Source organism: Candidatus Binataceae bacterium, from assembly GCA_035650475.1.
In the GTDB taxonomy this organism is placed as follows: Bacteria; Desulfobacterota; Binatia; order Binatales; family Binataceae; genus JAKAVN01.
Genome location: DASRHP010000009.1, coordinates 54,012 through 72,010 on the forward strand (window position 1 = coordinate 54,012; position 17,999 = coordinate 72,010).

The 17,999-nt window shown below is 67.2% G+C and carries 20 protein-coding genes; 2 read left to right on the plus strand and 18 right to left on the minus strand.

Annotated elements, in window-relative coordinates:
* Nucleotides 1-4 precede the first annotated feature (4 nt).
* The 17 genes from pssA to VFB33_06545 all read right to left on the minus strand — a co-directional run bounded on the left by pssA (nucleotide 5) and on the right by VFB33_06545 (nucleotide 14,332).
* A complete protein-coding gene (pssA, locus tag VFB33_06465) occupies nucleotides 5-928 on the minus strand; it encodes a CDP-diacylglycerol--serine O-phosphatidyltransferase (protein ID HZO81322.1) in 924 nt (307 codons plus the stop codon).
* Nucleotides 925-1,620: a phosphatidylserine decarboxylase gene (locus VFB33_06470; GenBank protein ID HZO81323.1), complete on the minus strand. Its 696-nt coding sequence runs from the start codon at nucleotides 1,618-1,620 to the stop codon at nucleotides 925-927. The genes pssA and VFB33_06470 overlap by 4 nt, the downstream gene beginning before the upstream one ends.
* Before the next feature lie 14 nt (nucleotides 1,621-1,634).
* Nucleotides 1,635-2,651, minus strand: coding sequence for a ketol-acid reductoisomerase (gene ilvC, locus VFB33_06475; protein ID HZO81324.1), 1,017 nt, complete (start codon nucleotides 2,649-2,651; stop codon nucleotides 1,635-1,637).
* 9 nt (nucleotides 2,652-2,660) lie between these two features.
* Nucleotides 2,661-3,185: an acetolactate synthase small subunit gene (gene ilvN / locus VFB33_06480; GenBank protein ID HZO81325.1), complete on the minus strand. Its 525-nt coding sequence runs from the start codon at nucleotides 3,183-3,185 to the stop codon at nucleotides 2,661-2,663.
* A 44-nt stretch (nucleotides 3,186-3,229) separates the two neighbouring features.
* Nucleotides 3,230-3,460, minus strand: coding sequence for a hypothetical protein (locus VFB33_06485; GenBank protein ID HZO81326.1), 231 nt, complete (start codon nucleotides 3,458-3,460; stop codon nucleotides 3,230-3,232).
* Nucleotides 3,403-4,170 carry a tRNA (adenosine(37)-N6)-threonylcarbamoyltransferase complex dimerization subunit type 1 TsaB gene (gene tsaB / locus VFB33_06490; GenBank protein HZO81327.1) on the minus strand — a complete coding sequence of 256 codons (768 nt, stop codon included), beginning with the start codon at nucleotides 4,168-4,170 and terminating at the stop codon, nucleotides 3,403-3,405. Before tsaB ends, VFB33_06485 begins: the two co-directional genes overlap by 58 nt.
* Before the next feature lie 34 nt (nucleotides 4,171-4,204).
* Nucleotides 4,205-5,578 (minus strand): RIP metalloprotease RseP, encoded by a 1,374-nt coding sequence (gene rseP, locus VFB33_06495; protein ID HZO81328.1) that lies wholly within the window; start codon nucleotides 5,576-5,578, stop codon nucleotides 4,205-4,207.
* A 54-nt stretch (nucleotides 5,579-5,632) separates the two neighbouring features.
* Nucleotides 5,633-6,418: a phosphatidate cytidylyltransferase gene (locus tag VFB33_06500; protein ID HZO81329.1), complete on the minus strand. Its 786-nt coding sequence runs from the start codon at nucleotides 6,416-6,418 to the stop codon at nucleotides 5,633-5,635.
* Complete coding sequence (locus VFB33_06505; protein ID HZO81330.1) at nucleotides 6,405-7,196, minus strand: isoprenyl transferase; 792 nt, start codon at nucleotides 7,194-7,196, stop codon at nucleotides 6,405-6,407. Before VFB33_06505 ends, VFB33_06500 begins: the two co-directional genes overlap by 14 nt.
* A gap of 49 nt (nucleotides 7,197-7,245) precedes the next feature.
* Nucleotides 7,246-7,818: a ribosome recycling factor gene (gene frr, locus VFB33_06510; GenBank protein ID HZO81331.1), complete on the minus strand. Its 573-nt coding sequence runs from the start codon at nucleotides 7,816-7,818 to the stop codon at nucleotides 7,246-7,248.
* A complete protein-coding gene (gene pyrH / locus VFB33_06515; GenBank protein HZO81332.1) occupies nucleotides 7,808-8,557 on the minus strand; it encodes a UMP kinase in 750 nt (249 codons plus the stop codon). The genes frr and pyrH overlap by 11 nt, the downstream gene beginning before the upstream one ends.
* Nucleotides 8,558-8,588: 31 nt before the next feature.
* A complete protein-coding gene (tsf, locus tag VFB33_06520) occupies nucleotides 8,589-9,206 on the minus strand; it encodes a translation elongation factor Ts (protein HZO81333.1) in 618 nt (205 codons plus the stop codon).
* 95 nt (nucleotides 9,207-9,301) lie between these two features.
* Entirely contained in the window at nucleotides 9,302-10,057 is a 756-nt protein-coding gene (rpsB, locus tag VFB33_06525) for a 30S ribosomal protein S2 (protein HZO81334.1), read from the minus strand.
* A gap of 106 nt (nucleotides 10,058-10,163) precedes the next feature.
* Nucleotides 10,164-11,672: a transcription termination factor Rho gene (gene rho, locus VFB33_06530; GenBank protein HZO81335.1), complete on the minus strand. Its 1,509-nt coding sequence runs from the start codon at nucleotides 11,670-11,672 to the stop codon at nucleotides 10,164-10,166.
* A 275-nt stretch (nucleotides 11,673-11,947) separates the two neighbouring features.
* Complete coding sequence (locus VFB33_06535; GenBank protein HZO81336.1) at nucleotides 11,948-12,961, minus strand: RluA family pseudouridine synthase; 1,014 nt, start codon at nucleotides 12,959-12,961, stop codon at nucleotides 11,948-11,950.
* A 69-nt stretch (nucleotides 12,962-13,030) separates the two neighbouring features.
* Nucleotides 13,031-13,621 carry a 3-isopropylmalate dehydratase small subunit gene (leuD, locus tag VFB33_06540; GenBank protein ID HZO81337.1) on the minus strand — a complete coding sequence of 197 codons (591 nt, stop codon included), beginning with the start codon at nucleotides 13,619-13,621 and terminating at the stop codon, nucleotides 13,031-13,033.
* A 219-nt stretch (nucleotides 13,622-13,840) separates the two neighbouring features.
* Nucleotides 13,841-14,332 carry a hypothetical protein gene (locus VFB33_06545; GenBank protein ID HZO81338.1) on the minus strand — a complete coding sequence of 164 codons (492 nt, stop codon included), beginning with the start codon at nucleotides 14,330-14,332 and terminating at the stop codon, nucleotides 13,841-13,843.
* A gap of 504 nt (nucleotides 14,333-14,836) precedes the next feature.
* Between VFB33_06545 and VFB33_06550 the strand changes: the two genes are divergently transcribed.
* Nucleotides 14,837-15,352: a hypothetical protein gene (locus VFB33_06550; GenBank protein ID HZO81339.1), complete on the plus strand. Its 516-nt coding sequence runs from the start codon at nucleotides 14,837-14,839 to the stop codon at nucleotides 15,350-15,352.
* A 90-nt stretch (nucleotides 15,353-15,442) separates the two neighbouring features.
* Here the strand turns inward: VFB33_06550 and leuC are convergent, their stop codons facing one another.
* Nucleotides 15,443-16,849 (minus strand): 3-isopropylmalate dehydratase large subunit, encoded by a 1,407-nt coding sequence (leuC, locus tag VFB33_06555; protein HZO81340.1) that lies wholly within the window; start codon nucleotides 16,847-16,849, stop codon nucleotides 15,443-15,445.
* Nucleotides 16,850-16,954: 105 nt separating this feature from the next.
* On the opposite strand from leuC, the gene VFB33_06560 reads away from it, so the two are divergent.
* A complete protein-coding gene (locus VFB33_06560; GenBank protein HZO81341.1) occupies nucleotides 16,955-17,989 on the plus strand; it encodes a lysylphosphatidylglycerol synthase transmembrane domain-containing protein in 1,035 nt (344 codons plus the stop codon).
* Nucleotides 17,990-17,999: the final 10 nt, after the last annotated feature.

Below are 17,999 nucleotides of genomic sequence, written 5' to 3' on the forward strand. Positions count from 1 at the left end.
CGGCTTAGCGGCCCTGAGGTGGCGAGGACAAATCGCCCGTGGCGCGGGACGAGCGCTGCGGCGACTTGCGCGACGGCGGTGGCGCCACCGTAGCATTGCTCTCGCCCATCGGGCGCAGCATCGGGGCCATCGCCTGCGTCCGCTCGCCGCGCATCAGCAGGTACGGCCCCGAGACGACGTAGGCGGTCGCCAGCAGGAAGGCGGTGAACTGCGGCATTGCGAACAGGAACGCCAACAGGACCAGCATCGCCACCACCCACTCGACCGCCGCGCGCTGGCGCAGGTTGACGGTCTTGAAGCTGGGGTAGGGCACGCGCGAGATCATCAGGCCGGCGAGTGCGACGGTCAGCGGTGCCATCAGCGTGCACAGCGCGCGCGGCGAGTTGAGCTCGAAGTAGCTGTAGGCGAGCACCAGCCCCGCGATCATCACCGCCGCGCCCGGCACCGGCAGGCCGACGAAGCGTCGCTTGTCCACGTTCGCGGTCTGCACGTTGAAGCGCGCCAGCCGCAGCGCCGCGCAGATGACGTACACGCCCGCGATCACAACACCCCACGCGCCGAGCAGCCGCAGCGACCAGCAATAGGCGACGCCGGCCGGCGCCACGCCGAAGGCGACCACGTCGGAGAGGCTGTCGTACTCGACGCCGAAGGCGCTGGAGGTGCGCGACAGCCGCGCGACGCGTCCGTCGAGCCCGTCGCAGATGAACGCGATGAAGATCATCACGGCCGCGAGCTCGAAATGCGCGTTGATCGCCGAGACCAGGGCGAAGAAGCCCGAGAGCAGGCCGAGCGAGGTGATCGAGGCGGGGACGAGGAAAACGCCGCGGCGCAGTGGCGCGACCACCCGCTCGCGCTGCTCTTCAAGGCGGCCCGAGATGAGCTTCATCCGCGGGCGGCGGCGCGGACGATTACCTTCCGTCCGGTTCATTGGCCGAGCTCTCCGATCACGCTTTCGCCCGCGCGCACGCGATCGCCGACCCGGACCGTCGCCCGGTAGCCGGACGGCAGAAAATGATCGACGCGGCTGCCGAACATGATAAGGCCGATGCGGTCGCCGCAACGCACGCTGTCGTGCGGACCGACGCGGCATACGATGCGGCGCGCCAGGTAGCCCGCAATCTGCATCATCGCATGGCGCCGCCCGCGCCGGTCGGCGAACACGATCAGGTTGCGCTCGTTATGCTCGCTGGCGTGGTCGCGGAAGGCGGCGTGAAAGGCGCCCGGGGTGTGCCGCACGCTGACCACCTCGCCGTCCACCGGCGCGCGGTTGACGTGCACGTTGAGCGGCGACATGAAAACCGACACCCGCTGGCAGCGTTCGCCCGCCGCCGCGCCCGGAAGCTCGGCCTCGGCGATGTCGCTCACGGTGCCGTCGGCGCCCGAAAGCACGACGTGCTCGGAGGCGGCCGTGGCCGAGCGCTCGGGGTCGCGGAAGAAGGCGGCGCACGCGGCGCCGGCGGCAATAACGATCGCGCCTGGCCAGCGCCATCCCAGGACAATCATCAAAACCCCAAGCGCCAGCAGCGCGGCCGAGATCATGACGCCCTCGGCGGCGATTCTGACCGCCTTGCCGACGCGCCAGGCCCAGCCGGCAGCCCCCGATGCGAGCGTCTGGTTCAAGAAAACAACGCTCCTCAGTTTCTGCTCTTGTCCACCAGCCGGTCGCTGGCGAGCCACGGCATGAACGAGCGCAGCCGACGGCCGACCTCCTCGAGCGGATGCTTTTCAGCCTCCTTACGCAGCTCGCGAAAGCGCGGCAGCCCAGCGCGATACTCGGAGATCCATTCGTTGGCGAACTTGCCCGACTGGATGTCGGCAAGGATCTGCTTCATCGCCTCGCGCGAGGCTGGGCCAACCACCTTCTTGCCGCGGGTCATGTCGCCGTACTCGGCGGTGTTGCTGATCGAATAGCGCATGTTGGCGATGCCGCCCTCGTAGATGAGGTCCACGATCAGCTTGACCTCGTGGACGCACTCGAAGTAGGCCATCTCGGGCGCGTAACCGGCGGCGACCAAGGTCTCGAAGCCGGCGCGGATAAGCTCGGTCAATCCGCCGCAAAGCACCGATTGCTCGCCGAAGAGGTCGGTTTCGGTTTCCTCGCGGAAAGTGGTTTCGATAATCGCCGCGCGCCCGCCGCCGATCGCCGCGCCGTAGGCCAGCCCGATCTCCTTGGTGTCGCGCGAGGGATCCTGCTCGACCGCGAGCAGGCAGGGCACGCCGCGCCCCTTGACGTACTCCGAGCGCACCAGATGGCCGGGGCCCTTGGGCGCGATCATGAAGACGTTCACGCCCGCCGCCGGCTTGATGAACTTGAAATGGATGTTGAAGCCGTGGCCGAAGGCGAGATACTTGCCCGCGGTCAGATGGGGAGCGACTTCGGCGCTGTAGATGTCGGCGCCCATCTCGTCCGGCACCAGCATCATCACGATGTCGGCCTGGCGCGCGGCCTCGGCGGTGTCGAACACCGGCAGGCCCTGTTTGGCGGCCTTCTCCCACGAGGGGCTGCCCTTGCGCAGGCCCACTCGCACGTCCATCCCGCTGTCGCGCAGGTTGAGCGCATGGGCATGGCCCTGGCTGCCGAAGCCAAGGATGGCGATCTTGTGGGGGCGCAGCCGGCTGAGATCGGCGTCGCGATCATAATAGACCTGCATGGCAGTCTCCTAAGTGGTTTCGCGCGCGGAGGCGCGATGGTTGGTCTCGTGCTGCACCGCGCGGGCCATCGCGATCTTGCCCGAGCGCACGACCTCTTTGATCCCGAGCGGGCGCACCAGCGCGATGAAGGCCTTGATCTTGTCCTCGTCGCCGGTGATCTCGACCGTCACCGAGCGCGGCCCGATATCGACCACGTGGGCGCGGAAGGCGGCGACGATCGAGTCGAGCTCGGCGCGCGTGCGCTCCTCCACCGCCACCTTCACCATCACCATCTCGCGCTCGATGATGCTGGTGTCCTTGAAGTCGATGACCTTGATCACCGAAACGAGCTTGTTGAGCTGCTTGTTGATCTGCTCGAGCACCTGCTCGTCGCCGCTGGTGACGAGCACGATGCGCGAGACGGTGGGGTCGAGCGGGTCTTCGTTGACGGTCAGCGACTGGATGTTGAAACCGCGGCTGGAGAACAGCCCGGCCACTCGCGACAGCACGCCGAATTCGTTTTCGACCAGGACCGAGATGGTATGGCTTGGCATCAGTGGGTGATGGCCCGCGCGCGCCCCCGGGGCGCGCCGCGAGCCTAGGGCGCCTCGTGCTGATGGCGATGCAGGATCGCCATGATGCGATCCTTGGAGGCCAGTTTCAGCTTCTGAATCCTTTTCTTTTCCAGTTCCTCGTCGGTTGTCAGATAGAGCTTGTTGCGGAACGACTCGAGCCGGTGTTTGAGCTCGTTGTGCTCCTCGTACGCCGTCCTTAGTTCTTCGTCATAGGGCGCATACTGAAGGATGAGTTCTTCTTCCTTCCGCTCCATTTCCCGTCGCTCCCGAAGTTAGACTGACCGGACCCGAAGATCGCCTCCGCAGAGCGCACGTACAGCGCCTGCAGGGCGAAGGTGTTGTCAACCTCCCCCGCCGCGACTCTGACGGCACCCAACGCCGCCACCGCCCGGCCGCGCAGGCGCAGCCGGGCCATTTGCAGGCTCATCGCCTGGCCTTGTGCACCGGTAACCAAAGAGCAGGCTTCCGCGGCCTTGCAGTCGCCGACCAGCACAACGTCGACGTCCAGACGCGGGGCCAAATTCCCGAGCGCAAGCACGAGGTCATCCGATAGCTTTTCTAGCCCATCGCCACAGACCCGGTAAAGGGCAGCATAGACTTCGCCCTTGCGAGCGTCCAGCACTGTGCAAATCATCCGCCCCGGCGGGCATTCGGCCTCGGCCATCGCCGCCAGCGCCAGCGTATCGAGGCTCGACACTCCCACCAGCGCGCATCCCGAAGCCATCGCTACCCCCTTGGCGTAGCTCAACCCCACGCGCAACCCGGTGAAGGAGCCCGGGCCGATCCCGACCGCGATCCCCTTCAGATCCCCGGTTGTGAGCGCGGCCTGCTCGAGCAGCGCTGCCACCGCCTCGGGCAACTCGGCGCCGTGCGAGGCGACCGGGCGCGAGCACTCGGCGAGCACCCGTCCGCCGGCGACGACCGCAAGCTCGGCCTGCGCGCCGCCGGTTTCGATTCCCAGCACCGGCCCCGCCGCGGATGCGGCGTGCAGAGCGGTGTCAACTGCGCATAATGTGCGAGAGGTCATTCACGATCACGAAGGTCATCAGCGCCACCAGCAACAGCAGCCCGATCTGCATCGCGAACTCGCGATGGCGAAGCTGCAACGGCTTACCGCGCAGGCCCTCGAGCAGGAAGAAGAACAGGTGCCCGCCGTCGAGCAGCGGCACCGGCAGCAGGTTGATAATTCCCAGCTCCAGGCTCAGCATCACGGTGAACCCGGCAAGGTCGGCGAGCCCGCGATGGGCCTCCTTGCCGGCCATCTTGGCGATCATGATCGGCCCGCCCAGCGCCTGGCGCGCCGGCGTGGTGCCGTTGATCACCATCGCGATTCCCATCACCAGCTGGTAGCTCAGGTTGGCGGTCGCTGTCAGACTCGCGCCGACCGCGCGCAGCGGCCCGTAGTGCAGCGTGCCCTCGTCGCCGCGCGGCCCGACGCCGATGAGCCACACCGGCATCGTCGTGCCATAGATGGTTTTCTCGTTCTGGCGCACCGGCGTGACCTCGATCGCCAGCCGCCTCGGCGCGCCGCCCGCAGTGGGACGCGCGATATCGATCTTCAGCCGCGCCCCGGCGCTCGATTTGATCGCGTCGGAAAGGTCCGCCCAGCTCTCGACCTTGCGCCCGTCCACCGCCAGCACCTCGTCGCCCGAGCGCAGCCCGGCGGTCGCTGCTGGCATCCCCTGCTTGACCATGCCGACGATCGGCTTGGTGTACGGCACACCGTAAACATAGACGAGCGCCATCAGAATCGGGGCGAACAGGATATTCGACACCGGGCCGGCCATCACGATCTTGGTGCGCCGCCACAAGCTCTGGGTCGGAAAAGCCTGCGCGCGGTAACACTGCATCAGCGCCGCCGGCCGGCGCTCGACCAGATTCTTGACCGCCGTCTCGACCGAGCCGCATCGCTCGACCTCTTCGAGCAGAAGCGCCTCGTCCGGACGCACCTCGCGCCCGAGTATTGCGTCGGCGCTTTCAGCCGGAGGCTGATCCGCGGACGATACGACGCGCCGGGCCAGCGCGAGCAGCGCTTGGTCGCGTTCGGCGGCCGGACGCGCGGGGGCGCCGCGGTGCCGACGTTCGGCGTCCAGAAGATCGGCCTGAAGCTCGCGCAGGAAGCCCTCCAGCGTATCAGCGTTGGGTTCCTCGGCGACCTCGTCGCCGAGCATCCGGACGTATCCGCCGAGCGGGGTTGCGCCGATCGCGTAATCGGTCTGGCCGCGCCGGATTCCGAATAGCCGGGGCGGGTAGCCGATCGAGAAGCGCAGGACCCGCACTCCGGAGCGCTTGGCCATCACGAAGTGGCCCGCCTCGTGGACGAGGATCAGGAGGGCGAAAATGATGACCGCTGAAACGATGGATGTGATCATAATTGGCTGAAAAGGCGGGGGTGCCTGCGCGCGGGGACGAGCGGCTCCACAGGGTCACCTGCTCCAATAATAGGCCAAAGCCACGGCGAAAACCATGCTGCACGTGCGGTCCAGCAGACCGCCGTGCCCGGGGATAATCCAGCCCGAGTCCTTCACGCCCGCGCTACGCTTGAACGCCGAGCCGGCCAGATCGCCGAGCTGCGCCAGAATCCCGAACGCGGCCGAAAGCGCCAGCGTCTTGGCGGGGCTCCACTGCGGCACGAGCGGCGCGCGCAATCCAAGGCCCGCGGCGACGCAGAGCACCAGCCCGCCGACTGCCCCTTCGACGGTCTTGTTCGGGCTCAGGCGCGGGGCCAACTTGGTCCGTCCCAGCCACGAGCCCGCGAAATAGGCTCCCGTGTCGCTCGCCATCACCAGCAGCAGGACGAGAACCAGGGTCGCGATTCCAGTGGGGCCATTGCGCAGCAGCGCGAAATAGGGGAACAGCGCGCCGACGTAGAATGCGCCGAGCACGGTCAAGCCGAGCCCGGGCGTCGAGGGGGCCGCGCCATTGAGGCCGACGCGCGCCGTGAAAGTGAGCATCGCGAGCACCACCGCAAGCGGGACGAACCACAGCGGCTGCGGCGCGCAACTCAGCACAAGTGCGGTTCCTCCTCCGGCTACCACGAGCGCCGCCAGCGGCGCTGCGCCGCATGCGCGAGTCATCGCGGCGACCTCGTAGAGCCCCCATGCCGTCAACACGCCGATAAAGGCGCTGAAGGCCGCGGGCGGCGCGAACACCACCACCGCAAAGAGCGCGGGCAGCGCGATCAGCGCGGTCCAGACCCTAGTTCGCAGCACGCAGGCGTTGGTTGCCGGTAGAGGCGGCGTCGAGCGCGCCGAAGCGCCGCTCGCGCTGCTGGTAGGCCACGAGTGCTTGGAGAAAATCGCGTTCGCGAAAGTCGGGCCACAGGGTGTTGGTGAAATACAGCTCGGTGTAGGCAAGTTGGTAGAGGAAGAAATTCGAAATCCGCTGCTCGCCGGAAGTCCGGATCAACAGGTCGGGGTCGGGCAGGTCGCAGCCGCCGGCGAGCCGGCTCGCCACCGCCTGCTCGTCCACCTCCTCGGGCCGCAGCCGGCAGGCGGCGACGTCCTCGGCGATCCGCCGCGCGGCCCGCGCCACGTCCTGACGCCCGCCGTAGGAGAGCGCCAGCACCGCGGTCATCGAGCGGTTGTTCGCTGTCGCCGCGACCGCGCTGTCCAGCGCGCGGCGCACCGGCGGCGGCAGCCGATCGAGGTCGCCCAGCGCGATCACGCGGATGTCGCGCTTCATCAGCCGCTTGGTCTCGGTGAGCAGGTAGCGATGGAACAGCTCCATCAGGAAACGCACCTCGGTGCTCGGACGCTGCCAGTTCTCATTGGAGAAGACGAAGAGGGTGAGATAGGCGATGCCGATCTCGCGCGCGGCTTCGACCACTGCGCGCACCGAATCCTTGCCGCGGCGATGGCCCGCCGAGCGGGTGAGCCCGCGTTGGCTCGCCCAGCGGCCGTTGCCGTCCATCACGATCGCGACGTGACGGGGCAGGCGCGCCGGGTCGAGCGAGAGTCCGGGAAATTCGTCGAGTGGGAGTGAAGCCACGAACCGGGTTAGTCGCGCCGCAGCGCCAGCGGGGGCCTGCCGGGCGGTTTCAGACCTCCATGATCTCGGCTTCCTTGGCGGCCAGCACCTTGTCGATCCTATCGATCACCTCGGTGGTCAGCTGCTGCACCTTGGCTTCGGCGGCGCGCAAGGCGTCGTCGGTGAGCTTCTTGTCCTTGTGCAGCCGCTTGAGCTCATCATTGGCGTCGCGCCGATGGTTGCGCACGCCGACCCGATGCTCTTCGGCGACCTTTCGCACGTGGCGTACCAGTTCCTTGCGCCGCTCTTCGGTCAGCTCGGGAATTGGCACCCGGATGATTTTGCCGTCGTTGATCGGCGTGAGTCCCAGGTCGGAGGTCTGGATCGCCTTTTCGATCTCGTGCAACGCGCCCTTGTCATAGGGCGTGATCACGAGCAGCCGCGGCTCGGGCGCCGACAGCCCGGCGAGCTGGCGCAGGGGAGTCTTCGCGCCGTAATAATTGACCTGCAGCCCCTCGAGCAGCGCGGTCGAGGCGCGCCCGGTGCGTACCCGCGCGAACTCGTGGCGCAGCGACTCCAACGCTTCCTCCATCTGGAGGCGCGCCATCTCAATGACTTCGGCGTGGGCTTCTTCAGCGGCCACTTTGCACCCAGGTCCCGATCGGCTCGCCCATCACGGCCCTTTTTATATTACCGGTCTGGCGCAGGTTAAACACGATGATCGGCAGGTTGTTGTCCATGCACATCGAGATCGCCGTCGAGTCCATCACCTTGAGGCCGCGCTCGAGCAGGTCAAGGTAGGTCAGGTGGTCGAAGCGCCGGGCGCCCGGCTCGCGCAGGGGGTCGCGGTCATAGACCCCATCGACGTGATGGCTGGCCTTGAGGATGACCTCGGCGCCGATCTCCAGCGCGCGCAGGCTGGCCGCGGTGTCGGTGGTGAAGTAGGGATTGCCGGTGCCGGCGGCGAAGATCACCACCCGGCCCTTTTCCAGATGGCGCACCGCGCGGCGGCGGATGTAGGGTTCGCACACCGCCTGCATCGCGATCGCCGAGAGCACGCGGGTGGTGACGCCGGCGCGCTCGAGGGCGTTTTGCAGGGCCAGCGCGTTGATCACCGTGCCCAGCATCCCCATCTGGTCGGCGCTCGCGCGGTCCATCCCGCGCGCCTCGTATTCGCTGCCGCGCAGGATGTTGCCCGCGCCGATCACCATCGCGAGCTGCACCCCGAGCGCGCTTACCTCCTTGATTTCCAGGGCGACCGCGGCGAGCGTGTCGAGGTCGATGCCGCTTGCACCGGCGGGCGCCAGCGCCTGTCCCGACAGCTTGAGCAGCACGCGGCGGAAGCGGGGCTTTTGTGCCGCGCCGCCGACCGCCTCACTCATCGCCCTACCCCTCCTGAGACAGCCGCGCCGGCTACGCGCCGGCGGCCGAGGCGCCGTCGCGCGCCTCGCCGAGCTGGAAGCGCACGAAGCGGCGAATCTCGATCTTTTCGCCGAGCTTGGCCACGTACTCGCCGAGCAGGTCCGTGATGGTGCGGTTGGGGTCGCGCACCCAGGCCTGCTCGTTGAGGCAGACGTCGCGATAGAACTTCTCGAGCTTGCCCTCGACGATCTTTTTGACCACCGCCTCGGGCTTGTCGGCCGCCTGGGCGGCGTAGATCTGGCGCTCCTGTTCGATGACCTCAGGGGGCAGCTCGTCGCGGCTGACCGAGCGCGGGTTGGTCGCCGCGATTTGCATCGCAATCTCCTTGACCAGGGTCTGGAACTCGGGCGTCTTGGCCACGAAATCGGTCTCGCAGTTGACCTCGACCAGCACCCCGAGCTTGCCGCCGGCGTGGATGTAGGCGCCCACCGCGCCCTCGGAGGCGAGCTTGCCCGAGCGCTTGGCAGCCTGCGCGATACCACGTTCGCGCAGCCAGACGACGGCCTTTTCGAGGTCGCCCTTCGCCTCGGCCAGCGCCTTCTTGCAATCCATCACGCCGGCTCCCGTCTTGTCGCGCAGCTCCCTGACCAGGTTTGCGTTGATGTCCATCCCGAATCCGAAATTCCCTGTACGTAGTATTCAAGCTTGCGGCGCCCCGCCACCCGCTTGCGGGGTGCCTCGGGGTGCCGGAAATAATCCTGTGTCTAGACCGACTGGCTGGGCGGCTCGGGACTGGGCGCGCCGTCGGCGCTAGCGCCCAGGTCCTCCTCGCCCTTCTGTCGCTCCTCGGCGAGGCGCTTGCCTTCGAGCACCGCGTCGGCCATCGCCGCCGTGAACAGCTTGATCGCGCGAATGGCGTCGTCGTTGCCCGGGATGCGGTAGGCGATGAGGTCAGGGTCGCAGTTCGTATCGACCACGGCGACGACCGGAATGCCGAGCCGCTTGGCCTCGGCGACCGCGATGTCCTCCTTCTTGGTGTCGATCACCCACAGCGCGTCGGGCAGCTTGCGCATGTTCTTGATCCCGGCCAGATTCGCCATCAGCTTGGCGTGCTCGCGCGCGTTCTCGCTCATCTCCTTCTTGGTCAACGCCTGGATCATCTCGGGGTCGGCCATAATCTCCTCGAGCTTCTTGAGCCGCTCGATGGAGGCGCGGATGGTCTGGAAGTTGGTCAGCATCCCGCCCAGCCAGCGGTTGTTGACATAGAACATCCCGCAGCGTTCGGCCTCCTCACGGACGATGTCCTGGGCCTGTTTCTTGGTGCCGACGAAGAGCAGGGTGCCGCCCTGAGCCGCGAGGTCGCGCACGAAGTCGTAGGCTTCGCGGAACATGCGCACGGTCTGCTGGAGGTCGATGATGTAGATGCCGTTGCGGGCGCCGAAGATGTAGGGCTTCATCTTCGGGTTCCAGCGACTGGTCTGGTGGCCGAAGTGGACCCCAGCCTCCAGGAGCTGTTTCATGCTGATTTCGGTCATAATTCCCCTCTGGCGTCCGCGCGCAGGGGCGCCGCGGGCCGCCTTCAATAATTATCAAGCCACCCGCCGACTTCCTAGCGCGCCGGCCCGCCTAGGCGTTCATCGATTCGAGGAACTCGTCGTTGGTCTTGGTGCCCTGCATTTTGTCGAGCAGGAACTCCATCGCCTCGACCGCGTTGAGCTGCGAGAGCAGCTTGCGCAGGATCCAGACCCGGTTGAGCGTGCTGCGCGGCAGTAGTAGCTCCTCCTTGCGGGTCGAGGAGCGCTGGATGTCGATGGTTGGGAAGATGCGTTTTTCGAGCAGCCGGCGGTCGAGCGCGATCTGCTGGTTGCCGGTGCCCTTGAACTCCTCGAAGATGACCTCGTCCATCCGGCTGCCGGTATCGACCAGGGCGGTGGCGATGATGGTCAGCGAGCCGCCGTCCTCGGTGTTGCGCGCGGCGCCGAAGAACTTCTTGGGCTTGTGCAGCGCGTTGGAATCGACGCCGCCCGAGAGGATCTTGCCCGACGGCGGGACCACCGTGTTATAGGCGCGCGCCAGGCGTGTGATCGAGTCGAGCAGGATAACTACGTCGCGCCCGTGCTCAACCAGCCGGCGCGCCTTCTCGATCACCATCTCGGCCACCTGCACGTGGCGGGTGGCGGGCTCGTCGAAAGTTGAGCTGACCACCTCGCCCTGCACCGAGCGCAGCATATCGGTGACTTCCTCGGGGCGCTCGTCCACCAGCAGCACGATGAGGATAATCTCGGGATGGTTGCGCGCGATCGCCTTGGCGATCGCCTGCAGCATCATGGTCTTGCCGGTGAACGGGGCGGCGACGATCAGCCCGCGCTGGCCCTTGCCGATCGGCGCGACCAGGTCGATTATCCGCGTGGTGTAGTCCTCGCGGTCGTACTCCAGCTTGATCCGCTCCTGCGGGTAGAGCGGAGTGAGGTTGTCGAACAGGATCTTGTCGCGCGCCTTGTCGGGATCCTCGTAGTTGATCGACTCGACCTTGAGCAGCGCGAAGTAGCGCTCACCCTCCTTGGGCGGCCGGATCAGGCCTGAGACGATGTCACCGGTGCGCAGGTTGAACTTCCGGATCTGACTGGGCGAGATGTAGATGTCGTCGGGACCGGGCAGATAATTGTAATCGGGCGCGCGCAGGAAACCGAAGCCGTCGGGCAGAATCTCAAGCACGCCCTCGCCCAGGATCGAGCCATTGCGCGAGGCCTGCGCCTGCAGGATAGAGAAAATCATCTCCTGCTTGCGCATGTTGGTCGCGCCGTCGATGTTGTATTCGCGCGCGATCTGCGCCAGCTCGGTTATCTTGGCGCCCTTGAGCACCTTTAGGTTGAGCGCGCCACCGTCGCTGATGATTCCAGCAGCGTGCCGCTCGGCCGCGCCCGGCGCCTGCGCGCCGCGCGAATGCTGGCTTTCGGGCGCTTCTCCGCCGCTGCCCTCGCCGCCGTTATTACGCGGCTCGGCGTGCTCGGCCGTCGCCCCGTTGGCCTCGCCCATCGTGACGGCCTGGGTGCCGCGCACGTGCGCCTGATGGCCGCCGCGCAGCTCTTCGGCCTGTCCCGAAGCATCACCCCTTGCCCCTCTGCCCTTGCCCATATGCCTTGTCCGCAAAATCGCTGACTCCAATCCTGCTAGAGAACTGCTGACCGAAGAATCAATTCGCCGCCGGCCGCGGCTGCCGCGGCTCTCCCCAAATGGCCGCTCTGCGTCGTGTGGAGCCCCAAGCGAAACCCGAAGCCGGTTCCTCCCGCGAACTCAGGAGCTGGGATGGGGGGCTGCGCCCGGCCTTGGGCGGGTCATTCGACGGCGGCGGCGGGCGATTATCGGATTTGGCCTGCTTCGGCTCAACGCGCAGGTCCTTGAAAATCAGGCTACCGGAGCCCCCTAGGGCTGTCAACGGGCCGCTCTGCAAGCGGGCGGGCGCGCGCGGCGATCCATCGCTCGACCGCCGCGCGGTCAACCGCAACGCCGCGCGCGGCGAGAAAGTCGGCGAAGTCAGCCGGCAACGGGGCGACGAAAGTCAGCCGCGCGCCGGTGCGTGGATGGCTGAGCGTCAGCGCGAGCGCATGCAGCGCCTGACGAGCAAACGGCGCCGCCTCGCCGTCCGTGTGCCGCCCCTGGCGTCCGCCGTAGAGCGGGTCGCCGAGACAGGGATGGCCGATCGAGGCGAGGTGGACACGGATTTGATGGGTGCGGCCGGTCAGTGGACGCACGCCAACCAGCGTTGTCTCGCCCTGTGCGGAAGCCATCCGCGCAAGCACGGCGACTTCGCTTACCGCTTCGCGCCCGCGCGCCGAGCGTACCGACATCCGCTTACGCTCGACCGGATGGCGTCCAATGGGGCGCGCGATCAGAAAGCGCTCACGGGCGACGCGCCCACGCACAATCGCCAGATACAGCTTGTCCACCGAACGTTCCTTGAACTGGCGCGCGAGCTCCATGCGCGCATACGGCGTGCGCGCGACCGCCATCACGCCCGTAGTGCCCTTGTCGAGGCGATGCACGATACCGGGGCGCATCACGCCGTCCGCCTCCGCCATCACGGCCATCTCGGGAAAGCGCGCGAGCAGTGCGTCCACCAGCGTGCCGCCCGGATGGCCAGGCGCGGGATGCACCGTCATTGCGCCAGGCTTGTTGACCACCACCAGCTCGTCGTCGGCGAAGAGCACGTCGATATCCGGCGCGGCGGCCGTGTCGCGTGCAGACGGCGGCGCGATCGGTTCGGGCGGGTTCAGGATTTCGACCCTGTCGCCCGGGCGCACGATATCGGCGGCGCGGCCCGGCGCGCGGTTGAGCCGCACAAGGCCCGCCTTGATCATGCGGGCGGCCTGCGAGCGCGAGTGCTCGACACCGAGCGCGGCGGCGACGAAGACGTCGAGCCGCATGCGCGGCTGCCCGGGCGCTGCCGTCACCGTGCGCGGAGCCACGGCGCGATTATAGCAGCCGCAGATGTCTCAGAGCCGGTAGGGCAGCGGATGCGCCGCCTCGTAGGCGGCGATGTCCTTCTCGTGGACCAGGGTCAGCGCGACGTCGTCGAGTCCTTCGAGCAGGCACTTCTTGGCGAAGGGGTCGATGTCGAAGTGAGCCGACCATCCGAACTGGTCGGAGGCCTTCTGCGCGGCGAGATCGACCGTCAGCGAGTAACCTTCGTGCTGCTTGATCGCCTGAAAGATAGCTTCGACCTCTTCGGGCTTGAGCACGATTGCGAGCACGCCGTTTTTCAGACAGTTGTTGCGGAAGATGTCAGCGAACGACGGCGCGATCACGACCTTGAAGCCGAAGTCGGCAAGCGCCCACACCGCATGCTCACGCGAGCTGCCGCATCCGAAGTTGGCCCGCGCGACGAGGATCGAGGCGCCTTTGAAGCGCGGCTGGTCGAGTACGTAGTCTTTGTCGGGTTGGTTGCGCCAGTCGTAGAAGAGCCCCTTGCCCAGCCCGCTGCGCACCACGGCCTTGAGAAACTGCTTGGGGATTACCTGGTCGGTGTCGACGTTGGCACGATCCATCGGGGCGACCAGACCGGTGAAACTCTTGAACGGCTGCATCAGCGTCCTGCTCGGGAGCGAGGGTTTTCGCTCGGCGCCACCAGCGCCTGCGATTCGCTCCGCGCGGATCGAAATATCACAAACTCGCCCGCGATGCAGAAGGGCAGACAACCGCACCAAGCACGGCCTAAGAGACCGCGCTTCCGGGTTGGCACCACCGCGTACACGCCGCTGTCCGGCGGTGCGCGCTTGTCTGAATTGCTCGGCGGCCGCCCCGGCCTAGGCGGCAGCCGAGTCGTGGGCGACGTTCGCGCTTTCGTTCTCAGGCTGTCCGGGCGCAAAGGCGCGCGACAGTTCGACGAAGCGGCGCTGCAACGACTTGGCCGGCTCGAACGCCTTGATCAGGTGGACCAGCTGGTCCTGGAACGCGGTCGCCGGTTCCATCGCCGCCGCCAGCTCGACGAGCTGCGCCTGGAAGGCGCTCGCCACTTTCTGGAGCTGGCTCTGGAAAGCTCGCATCGGCTCAAAGCGACTGGCGAGGTTTTCCAGATGGCCGTGGAAACTCTTTATCGGCTCGAAGGCCGCCGCCACGTCCGCCAGCTCCTCCTGGAACTTGCGGATCGGTTCGAAGACGTCCGCCAGCTGGGCGAGTTGGCCCATCGGTTCCAGTACCTTGGCCAGCCGCGCCAGCGTGTCCTGCGCCGAGCGCATCGGCTCGAACACCTTGGCCACCGCCTGGTCGGGTTGAAGGGTGATGAATGACTCGTCCAACTCCCTGCCTCCTCTAGCGTGTGAGTTGCCCATCAGCGTTGACTCCCTATCGCTCTCAGCATTTGAATAGCGCTTCCTCACCCGTGCTCGGCTGGTCTCATCCGCGCCCGCCCTCTGCACGCCCGCGGGGTTTGGGGGAGCCGGATGCTTAGCCGCACGCAGCCCTGGCTTATGTCCCGGCGGCAGCCCCCGCGCTGCCTTGAACAGCAAAGGCCATCTGGGGCCAACTCAAGTTTGTGCCGAACAGCAAAGCCGCCTTAAGATGAGCCCGTAACTAGTTCAGTGGCACAATCCGGGCAAGCTCCCCTTCGCACATCTATCCACTGCCTGGTCCGCCGTCCGGTGAGCGTAAAGCGCCGCCGGTGCCTGCTTGTTACCGCGCGCGCGCGGGTTTAGACTTCGCGTCGTGGCGCCCAGGCCTCAGCCGATACCGGACGGGGACGAAGGTCTGAATCGCTGTCGCGCCCTGCGAAACCTTCGATCCTGCGCGCCGGAGGCAGCCCGATGAGCAGCCCCGAGCAGCCAGGCGACGGCAATCCCGAGGCGACGATTGGCCGCTTTCGCGCGGCCGTCGAGCGGCTGAAAGACGCCGCTTCCGAGCCTGCAAGCGGGCGTCCGGAGGCGGCGCAGAGCGCGCCCGAGCCGTCGGCGGCGGTGCCCAGGGAGATCGCGGCTGAGCGTTTCGTGCTGGTCGATAGCGCCGGGAACGAGCGGGCCAGGCTGGCTCTGGGAGCCAACGAGATGCCGTCGCTCGCGCTGTGCGACGCGCGCGGACGAGTCCGCGCCGAGATTCGGCTGGCGGCCAACGGCGCACCCTCGGTGGTGCTATACGACGGCGCGCGCCGGCGGCGGATCGAAGTTGCGCTGCGCCCCGACGGTGCGGCCGGCCTCGGCCTTTACGACGAGGCGGGCGAGGGGCGTGCCGAGCTGATGGTCTCGCCGAGCGGCACGCCCGCGCTTTCGCTGTTCGGCGCCAACGGGCGGCGCGTCACGCGCCTGCCAGGCAAGCGCGATCCCTGATTCAGGCGGGAGCGCGGGTTGTTAACCGCAAGTGGACAAGCTGTTGATACACGGCACGCGAAACTCGACGTCAACAACTCGACGGCTCGTTTAGCGCGGCGGCCATTCGCGCACGTCCACGAAATGGCCCGCGATCGCGGCCGCCGCCGCCATCGCCGGGCTCACCAGGTGAGTGCGGCCGCCCTTGCCCTGGCGTCCCTCGAAGTTGCGGTTCGAAGTGCTCGCGCATCGCTCGCCCGGCTTGAGGATGTCCGGGTTCATCCCGAGACACATGCTGCATCCCGACTCGCGCCATTCGAAGCCGGCGTCGAGGAAAACGCGATCCAAGCCGAGTTTTTCCGCCTCGGCCTTGACCTGCTGCGACCCCGGCACCACCATCGCATGCACGCCCTTGGCGAGCTTGCGCCCGCGCACCACTTCGGCGGCCGCGCGAAGGTCGCTGATACGCGAGTTGGTGCATGAGCCGATGAAGACGCGGTCGATCCGGATGTCCTGGATCGGCGTGCCCGGGCGCAACCCCATGTACTCCAGCGCGCGCGCGGCGCCTTGGCGCTCGGTGACACTCGCGAAGCTTGCGGGGTCGGGCACTTTGCCGGTGACCTCGACCACCATCCCGGGGTTCGTACCCCACGTCACCTGCGGCGCGAACGAGGCCGCGTCGAACTTGACGCTGCGATCGAAGCGCGCGCCCGGGTCGGTGCGGAATTCCAGCCAGCGCGCGGCCGCCCGCTCGAACTCTGCGCCCACAGGCACGTAGCGCCGTCCGCGCAGATATTCGACCGTCTTGTCATCGGCCGCGACCATTCCGGCGCGCGCCCCCGCCTCGATCGACATGTTGCACACGGTCATTCGCTCTTCCATCGAGAGCGCCTCGACCGCCGAGCCGCGGTACTCGACGACGTGCCCGGTGCCGCCGTCGGTGGTGATGCGACCGATGATGCCGAGGATCAGGTCCTTTGCGCTCACGCCCGGCCTCAGCGCGCCGTCAACCCGAATCTCCATTGTGCGGGGCTTCATCTGCCACAGGCACTGGGTGGCGAGCACGTGTTCGACCTCGCTGGTGCCGATGCCGAAGGCGAGCGCGCCCATCGCCCCGTGCGTCGCGGTATGGCTGTCGCCGCATACGATCGTCATCCCGGGCTGCGAAAGTCCCAGCTCGGGGCCGATGACGTGCACGATCCCCTGCTCCGTCGCGCCGAGGTCGAACAGGCGCACGCCGAACTCGCGGCAATTGGCCCGCAGCGTCTGCACCTGCAACGCGGATTCGGCATCCGCGATCGGCTTGGAGCGGTCGGTGGTGGGAACGTTATGGTCCTGGGTGGCGAAGGTGCGGTCCACCGCGCGCACGCGCCGGCCGTTGGCGCGCAGCGCCTCGAAGGCCTGCGGCGAGGTCACCTCGTGCACGAGGTGGAGATCGATGTAGAGCAGGGCGGGCTCGCCGGGCTGCTCGCGAACGATATGGTTGCGCCAGATTTTCTCGAAAAGCGTCTCGGCCATAACGAAAAGCGCCTCTGTCGTCGTAACGGATGGAGCTAGCATTATGCCGCGCCGCCGCTCGCCGTCAAACCTGGGCGGCTGGACGCTCGTCCGCCGGCGTGCGCGATGCCCCTGCCGCGGCACGAGATGCTAGCCTTTCCTCAAAGGCGCTGCCCGATTTCGCCGCGCGAACGTCCGCCGATGCGCACGCACCTGCTCCAGAGCCTGCTCCTGTACGCAATTGCCGGCGTCATCGTGTGGGCGGTCGCACGCGGGGTGTCGTGGCGCGAAGTCGCCGAGGCCGCCGAGCGCGCCAACCCCTGGATGCTGATTAGCGCGAGCCTGATTGGCTTCGCTGGCTGGTTCGCGGGCGAGACCCTGTTGTACTCGCGACTGTTCACCTACTTCCATCGCCGAACCACCTTTGCCGAACTGCTGCCGAGCGTGGCTGCGGTCTATTTCCTCCAGGTCGTCAATTCGCTGGTGGCGAGCAGCGCCTTTGCGCTGTTCCTACATACGCGCGAGCGCGTGGGATGGATCACCTCGGGATGCACGCTGATGTTCCAGGCCTACGTCGATCTGATCCTGCTCGCGATGCTCTCGATCATTGCGATCGCGCTGGTGCCCGACACGCCGATGCGTCCGGGGCTCGACTACGCCGCCGTCGTGCTGGGCGCGTTCTGCCTGATCGCGGCGCTGTGGCTGTTCTGGGAGCCGCAGGGCACGGGGTGGGCGCGCTGGCTGTACGAGCGGCCGGCGATGGTGAGCTTTCGCACCGCGCGCCCGTGGCATTACGTGCGGCTGATGGGGATACGGCTGGGGATTTTCGTGTGCGCCGGGTTCGCGCTCTACGGCCAGTTCCGCGCCTTCCATCTCGCAGTGCCGCTGGTACAGGTGCTCGCGCTGACCCCGTTCGTGATGGCGGTGGGCAACGCGCCGCTCTCGCCTGCCGGGATCGGCACCACCCAGTTCGTTTTCGAGGTCGGCTTCGCGCGGTTTGCCACGCGCGAGGACCTGATGGCGGTGTCGCTGGCGGTGACCGCGCTGAATTTTCTGTTTCGCGTGCCGATGGCGCTCGCCTCGGGCGGATCGTTGATCGACGAGATCGCGCAGGTCTCGCGCGAATTCAGGGGCCGGGGCCTGCTCAGCGGAGACGGTTGAGCCGCGCGGG

What these genes read in the sequence shown, in the direction of transcription:
- pssA (HZO81322.1), bottom strand. Translation starts at nt 928, where the DNA reads ATGAACCGGACGGAAGGTAATCGTCCGCGCCGCCGCCCGCGGATGAAG.
- ilvC (HZO81324.1), bottom strand. Translation starts at nt 2,651, where the DNA reads ATGCAGGTCTATTATGATCGCGACGCCGATCTCAGCCGGCTGCGCCCC.
- ilvN (HZO81325.1), bottom strand. Translation starts at nt 3,185, where the DNA reads ATGCCAAGCCATACCATCTCGGTCCTGGTCGAAAACGAATTCGGCGTG.
- VFB33_06485 (HZO81326.1), bottom strand. Translation starts at nt 3,460, where the DNA reads ATGGAGCGGAAGGAAGAAGAACTCATCCTTCAGTATGCGCCCTATGAC.
- rseP (HZO81328.1), bottom strand. Translation starts at nt 5,578, where the DNA reads ATGATCACATCCATCGTTTCAGCGGTCATCATTTTCGCCCTCCTGATC.
- pyrH (HZO81332.1), bottom strand. Translation starts at nt 8,557, where the DNA reads ATGAGTGAGGCGGTCGGCGGCGCGGCACAAAAGCCCCGCTTCCGCCGC.
- tsf (HZO81333.1), bottom strand. Translation starts at nt 9,206, where the DNA reads ATGGACATCAACGCAAACCTGGTCAGGGAGCTGCGCGACAAGACGGGA.
- rpsB (HZO81334.1), bottom strand. Translation starts at nt 10,057, where the DNA reads ATGAAACAGCTCCTGGAGGCTGGGGTCCACTTCGGCCACCAGACCAGT.
- rho (HZO81335.1), bottom strand. Translation starts at nt 11,672, where the DNA reads ATGGGCAAGGGCAGAGGGGCAAGGGGTGATGCTTCGGGACAGGCCGAA.
- VFB33_06535 (HZO81336.1), bottom strand. Translation starts at nt 12,961, where the DNA reads ATGCGGCTCGACGTCTTCGTCGCCGCCGCGCTCGGTGTCGAGCACTCG.
- leuD (HZO81337.1), bottom strand. Translation starts at nt 13,621, where the DNA reads ATGCAGCCGTTCAAGAGTTTCACCGGTCTGGTCGCCCCGATGGATCGT.
- VFB33_06550 (HZO81339.1), top strand. Translation starts at nt 14,837, where the DNA reads ATGAGCAGCCCCGAGCAGCCAGGCGACGGCAATCCCGAGGCGACGATT.
- leuC (HZO81340.1), bottom strand. Translation starts at nt 16,849, where the DNA reads ATGGCCGAGACGCTTTTCGAGAAAATCTGGCGCAACCATATCGTTCGC.
- VFB33_06560 (HZO81341.1), top strand. Translation starts at nt 16,955, where the DNA reads ATGCCCCTGCCGCGGCACGAGATGCTAGCCTTTCCTCAAAGGCGCTGC.